Below are 6,283 nucleotides of genomic sequence, written 5' to 3'. Positions count from 1 at the left end.
ACTGTCACCACCCCCGACCGGCGGCCTCCGGAAACGGCTCCGGAGGCCGCCCGACCCGCGCCCCCCCGCAAGCGCCGGCTCCGCGTTCCCGACCGGGTGCGCCAGGGTGGCCTGCCCTACCTGCTGCTGCTCCCCGCGCTCGTCCTGGAGCTGCTGATCCACCTCGTGCCGATGGTCGTCGGCATCGTGATGAGCTTCAGGGTGCTCACCCAGTTCTTCATCCGCGACTGGTCGACGGCGCCCTGGGCCGGCCTGGGCAACTACCGCCTGGCGGTGAACTTCAACGCCCCGGTCGGCCAGGCCCTGCTGCACTCCTTCTGGGTCACCTGCATGTTCACCGTTCTCGCCGTCGGGCTCTCCTGGCTGGTGGGCACGGTCGCCGCCATCCTGATGCAGGACGCCTTCCGCGGCAGGGGCGTGCTGCGCACGGTCTTCCTGGTGCCGTACGCGCTACCGGTCTACGCGGCCGTGATCACCTGGGCGTTCATGTTCCAGCGGGACAACGGCCTGGTGAACCATGTGCTGCACGACCAGTTGCACCTCACCTCCGGCCAGCCGTTCTGGCTCATCGGCGACAACAGCTTCACGGCGCTGGTCGTCGTCTCCGTATGGCGGTCCTGGCCGTTCGCGTTCCTGTGCCTGATGGCCGGGCTGCAGAACATCCCGCGCGAGCTGTACGAGGCGGCGTCGGTGGACGGAGCGGGCATCTGGCAGCAGATCCGCCGGATCACCCTGCCGTCGCTGCGCCCGGTCAACCAGGTGCTCGTACTGGTGCTGTTCCTGTGGACGTTCAACGACTTCAACACGCCCTACGTGCTGTTCGGCCGCTCGGCGCCGCAGGCGGCCGACCTGATCTCCATCCACATCTACCAGTCGTCCTTCGTGACCTGGAACTTCGGGACGGGCTCGGCGATGTCGGTGCTCCTGCTGCTGTTCCTGCTCCTGGTGACGGCCGGCTATCTGATCGCCACCTCCCGGGGGAGGAAAGCCGATGCGTAACGCCCCCGTCTCTCCCATGGCGTCGCCCCGCTCCTTCGTGTGGACCCGGCGGATCGTCCTCACCCTGCTCTCGGTCTTCACCCTCACACCCGTGTACGTCATGCTCAGCTCCTCGCTGAAGCCGCTCCAGGACGTGCAGGGCGTCTTCCACTGGATCCCCAGCGGGCTGACCGTGCGCCCCTACATCGACATCTGGCACACCATCCCGCTCGCCAGTTACTTCCTCAACTCCGTGATCGTCTCGGTGACCGCGACCGTCTGCTCGGTCGTCGTGGCGGTCTTCGCCGCCTACGCGGTGAGCCGCTACCGCTTCCCGGGCCGCCGCCTTTTCACCGTGACGGTCCTGTCCACCCAGATGATCCCGGGCATTCTCTTCCTGCTGCCGCTCTTCCTGATCTTCGTCAACATCGGGAACTCCACCGGAATCGCCCTCTACGGCAGCCGCGGCGGCCTGATCCTCACCTATCTCACCTTCTCCCTCCCCTTCTCCATCTGGATGCTGGTCGGCTACTTCGACTCCATCCCGCGCGACCTCGACGAGGCCGCGCTGACGGACGGCTGCGGTCCGCTCGGCGCCCTGTTCCGGGTCGTGGTGCCGGCCGCGGTGCCGGGCATCGTGGCGGTGGCCGTGTACGCCTTCATGACCGCCTGGGGCGAGGTGCTCTTCGCCTCCGTCATGACCAACGACGCCACCCGCACCCTCGCCGTCGGCCTGCAGGGCTACTCCACCCAGACCGACGTGTACTGGAACCAGATCATGGCCGCCTCGCTCGTCGTGAGCGTCCCCGTGGTCGCCGGGTTCCTACTCCTGCAGCGCTATCTCGTTGTCGGGCTCACCGCCGGCGCCGTCAAATGACGCACCCCTCCCCGTCCCTCAGCGTTCCGATCCAACCGTGACCGAAAGGCAGCCCGTGAACGACCTCAGCGCCCTCCCCGCCGAATTCCTCTGGGGCGCGGCCACCGCCGCGTACCAGATCGAAGGAGCGGTGGCGGAGGACGGCCGAGCCCCGTCCATCTGGGACACCTTCTCCCACACCCCCGGCAAGACCGCCGGTGGCGACACCGGCGACACCGCCTGCGACCACTACCACCGCTGGCCCGAGGACATCGGGATCATGCGCGAACTGGGCCTGGACGCCTACCGGTTCTCCATCGCCTGGCCACGCGTCCTGCCGCAGGGCGACGGCCCGGTCAACGCCCCCGGCCTGGCCTTCTACGACCGGCTGGTCGACGGCCTCCTCGAAGCCGGCATCACCCCGTATCCCACCCTCTACCACTGGGACCTCCCGCAGGCGCTCCAGGACCGCGGCGGCTGGCCGGCCCGCGAGACCGCGCTGCGCTTCGGCGAGTACGCGGCCGTCGTCGCCGAAGCCCTCGGTGACCGCGTCACCGACTGGGCCACTCTCAACGAGCCGCTCTGCTCGGCGTGGATCGGCCACCTCGACGGCGTTATGGCCCCCGGCCTCACCGACCTGACGGCGGCCGTCCGGGCCTCGTACCATCTGCACCTCGGGCACGGCCTCGCCGTCCAGGCCATCCGGGCCGCGAACCCGCACGCCAGGGTCGGCATCGTCAACAACCTCAGCCCCAGCGAGCCCGCCACCGACCGCCCGGAGGACCACGCCGCCGCCCTACGCGCCGACGGACACGTCAACCGCTGGTGGCTCGACCCGATCCACGGCCGCGGCTACCCGCAGGACATGCTCGACCTGTACGGCGTCGACCTGCCGGTCCGCGCCGGCGACCTGGAGACCATCGCCGTCCCGCTGGACTGGCTGGGCGTGAACTACTACTTCCGTGACGTGGTCGCGGACCACCCCACCGGCGGCGTCCCGTACACCCGGCAGGTCCCGACGCCCGGCGCCCACCTCACCGCCATGGGCTGGGAGGTGCACGCCGACGGCCTGGAGCAGCTGCTGGTGCGGCTCACCGAGGAGTACGGCGCCCGGCGCCTCATCGTCACCGAGAACGGCAGCGCCTATCGCGACACGGTCGGCCCGGACGGCCAGGTGCACGACCCGGAGCGCAGCGCCTATCTGGAGGAGCACCTGGCGGCCTGCGCCCGGGCCGTACGCCGCGGCGCCCCGCTGGCCGGCTACTTCGCCTGGTCGCTGCTGGACAACTTCGAGTGGGCGTACGGCTACGACAAGCGCTTCGGACTGGTCCACGTCGACTACCCCACCCAGAAGCGCACGGTCAAGGGCAGCGGCCGCCGCTACGCCGACATCATCGCCGCCCACCGTCTCCGCGCCCAGCGCGCGGCCTGAAGAACCCCCGCACAGCTCCGCCCCCCACCTCGAAGGAGCCCTGCATATGAGGCAGGCGTATATGAGACATTCGCCCACTATGGTCCGAACCTCACTGCTGACCGCCTTCACACTCCTGACCACCATGGTCTCCACTCTGACCCTGACCCTGGCCGCCGCCCCGGCCGCGAACGCGGCCACCCTGCCGACGGGCCTGACCACCGTCGTGAACAAGGGCAGCGGCAAGTGTGTGGACGCCCGGTCCGGGGCGACCGCCAACGGCACCGCCGTGCAGCAGTACACCTGCAACAGCAGCACCGCGCAGCAGTGGCAGCTCCAGGCGACCGACAGCGGCTACTACCGTGTGAACAACGGCAACAACACGGCGCAGGCCCTGGATGTCACAGGCGTCTCCACCGCCGACAGCGCGCTGCTGCAGCTCTGGGCGTACGGCGGTGGCACCAACCAGCAGTGGCTGCCGGTGGTGGAGTCGGACGGCTCGTACCACTTCGTCAACCGCAACAGCGGCAAGTGCCTGGACGTGCCCAGCGCCTCCACCGCCGACAGCGTCCAACTGCAGCAGTACACCTGCAACGGCAGCGCGGCACAGTCCTTCAGCCTGGGCGCGGCTGTCACGAACCCGCCCGGCACGCCGGACTTCGGCCCGAACGTCACCGTCTTCGACCCGTCGATGTCCGCCTCCTCCATCCAGTCCAAGCTGGACTCGGTCTTCTCCCAGCAGCAGACCAACCAGTTCGGCACCGCCCGCCAGGCGCTGCTGTTCAAGCCCGGCACGTACAGTGCCAACGCCAACGTCGGCTTCTACACGGAGGTGGCGGGCCTGGGGCTGTCCCCGGACGACGTCACGATCAACGGCGCCGTGCACGCCGAGGCCGACTGGTTCCAGGGCAACGCCACCCAGAACTTCTGGCGTGATGCCGAGAACATGTCCGTCAACCCCACCGGCGGCACCGACCGCTGGGCCGTATCCCAGGCAGCCCCGTACCGTCGCATGCATGTCCGCGGCAACCTCGCGCTGGACGACGGCGGCTGGTCCAGCGGCGGCTTCATCGCCGACACCAAGGTCGACGGGCAGATCCAGTCCGGCTCCCAACAGCAGTTCCTCACCCGGGACTCGCAGATGGGCAGCTGGTCCGGCTCCAACTGGAACATGGTCTTCGTCGGCGACCAGGGCGCGCCCGCCCAGTCCTTCCCGACGTACACCAACGTCAGCTCCTCGCCGACGATCCGCGAGAAGCCGTTCCTGTACGTGGACAGCTCGGGCAACTACCAGGTGTTCGTGCCCGGGTTGCAGACCAACGCCTCCGGCACCACGTGGAGCGGCAAGACCCCGGCCGGCAAGTCCATATCGATCGACCAGTTCTACATCGTCAAGCCGGGCGCCACCGCGTCCGACATGAACACGGCCCTCGCGGCGGGTAAGAACCTGCTGGTCACCCCCGGCGTCTACCACCTCAACCAGACGCTGAACATCACCCGCCCCGACACAGTGGTGCTGGGCATGGGCCTCGCCACCCTCGTGCCGGACGGCGGGATCACCGCAGTCAGCACCGCCGACGCCGACGGCATCGAGCTGGCCGGCCTGCTGATCGACGCGGGTACCACCAACTCCCAGACCCTGATGCAGATCGGCCCGGCCGGCTCGTCCGCCAGCCACGCGGCCGACCCGCCGCAGCTGTCCGACGTCTTCTTCCGGATCGGCGGCGCCACCGTCGGGAAGGCGACCCAGTCGCTGGTGATCAACAGCAGCAACGCGATCATCGACCACACCTGGATCTGGCGGGCCGACCACGGCAACTCCGGCACGGTCGGCTGGACCACCAATACGGCGGACACCGGTCTGGTGGTCAACGGCAGCAACGTGACCGCGTACGGTCTGTTCGTCGAGCACTTCCAGAAGACGCAGGTGCTCTGGAACGGCAACGGCGGCAGAACGTACTTCTTCCAGAACGAGATGCCCTACGACCCGCCGGACCAGGCCTCCTGGATGAACGGCTCCGCCAAGGGCTACCCCGCGTACAAGGTCGCCGCCTCCGTCACCACCCATGAGGCGTGGGGCCTGGGCAGCTACTGCTACTTCAGCTCCAACTCGAGCGTGGTCGCCGATCACGCCTTCGAGGTGCCTACCGTGTCGGGAGTCAAGTTCCACGACATGGTGACCGTCTCGCTGGGCGGTGTCGGCACCATCAGCCATGTCATCAACAGCACCGGCGGGCCGTCCAACTCCAGCACCAACGTGGCCGACCTGACCGCGTATCCGTAACCCGTCGTTCCCAACACGTCCGGGCCGTCACGTCCGAGGGTGCGTGACGGCCCGGACCGGCGGTTCAACGCCGCCCGGCCGGGTGGCGAGGCGGCAGGCGGTGCAATGTGACCTCGGACAGTGTGCCGTCCGCCACCTCGGCGGTCATGTAGGTGCAGTACGGCTGGCGGCGGCGGTCGGTGGGCGAGCCGGGATTGAGCAGCCGCATCCCGCCCCCGGCCGTGGCAGCTGTGGAGTCCCAGGGAATGTGGCTGTGCCCGAAGACCAGTACGTCCAGATCGGGGAATCGCCCGGCGCAGCGCCGCTCGCGGCCCTGCGCCGGGCCGGTTTCGTGGACGACGCCGAAGCGCAGCCCGCCGAGTTCGGCGCGGGCCACCTCGGGGAGGCGGCGGCGCAGCGCGGGGCCGTCATTGTTTCCGTACACCCCGATCAGCCGGGCGGCGCGGGCTTCCAGGAGGTCGAGCGTGGCGGCGTCCACCCAGTCCCCGGCGTGGATCACGGCGTCGGCGCGGGCGATCCGGCCCAGCAGCTCCTCGGGGAGCGCCTTGGCACGTTTGGGCAGGTGGGTGTCGGAGATCAGCAGCAGTCGCACATTTCCACGCTAAGGGCCATACCGTAAGTCTTGATGGGATGGTCCGGTATGCAGTCGCGGTGCTCCGGCGTGGTCCTTGGGCCGCTCGTTCGCGGGTCGGGTCTCATCCGGGGTTGCTGCGGTGCATGACCGAATTCTGCCGATCAGAGGCGCACCGCCAGG

General features: G+C 69.1%; 5 protein-coding genes. 4 read left to right on the top strand and 1 reads right to left on the bottom strand.

Going from position 1 to position 6,283, the window contains the following annotated elements; translation table 11 throughout:
• From FCI23_RS17030 to FCI23_RS17015, 4 genes are all read left to right on the top strand, one after another.
• Window positions 1-999: carbohydrate ABC transporter permease (locus FCI23_RS17030; protein WP_246143763.1), on the top strand; the 999-nt coding region annotated here is incomplete at its 5' end.
• 16 nt (window positions 1,000-1,015) lie between these two features.
• Window positions 1,016-1,855 (top strand): carbohydrate ABC transporter permease, encoded by an 840-nt coding sequence (locus FCI23_RS17025; RefSeq protein WP_136724834.1) that lies wholly within the window; start codon window positions 1,016-1,018, stop codon window positions 1,853-1,855.
• A 55-nt stretch (window positions 1,856-1,910) separates the two neighbouring features.
• Window positions 1,911-3,266, top strand: a complete 1,356-nt coding sequence (locus FCI23_RS17020) for a GH1 family beta-glucosidase (protein ID WP_136724833.1) — start codon at window positions 1,911-1,913, stop codon at window positions 3,264-3,266.
• Window positions 3,267-3,390: 124 nt separating this feature from the next.
• Window positions 3,391-5,529 (top strand): RICIN domain-containing protein, encoded by a 2,139-nt coding sequence (locus FCI23_RS17015; RefSeq protein WP_136724832.1) that lies wholly within the window; start codon window positions 3,391-3,393, stop codon window positions 5,527-5,529.
• Window positions 5,530-5,593: 64 nt separating this feature from the next.
• Here the strand turns inward: FCI23_RS17015 and FCI23_RS17010 are convergent, their stop codons facing one another.
• Complete coding sequence (locus tag FCI23_RS17010) at window positions 5,594-6,121, bottom strand: metallophosphoesterase family protein (protein ID WP_136724749.1); 528 nt, start codon at window positions 6,119-6,121, stop codon at window positions 5,594-5,596.
• Window positions 6,122-6,283: the final 162 nt, after the last annotated feature.

The organism is Actinacidiphila oryziradicis, assembly GCF_005047355.1.
GTDB lineage: Bacteria > Actinomycetota > Actinomycetes > Streptomycetales > Streptomycetaceae > Actinacidiphila > Actinacidiphila oryziradicis.
The sequence above is the reverse complement of the archived record's forward strand: the minus strand, read 5'-3'. Positions and strand labels throughout refer to the sequence as shown.

Bases quoted from the DNA above. Each gene is read 5' to 3' on its own strand.
- FCI23_RS17025 (WP_136724834.1), top strand. From the start codon at position 1,016: ATGGCGTCGCCCCGCTCCTTCGTGTGGACCCGGCGGATCGTCCTCACC.
- FCI23_RS17015 (WP_136724832.1), top strand. From the start codon at position 3,391: ATGGTCTCCACTCTGACCCTGACCCTGGCCGCCGCCCCGGCCGCGAAC.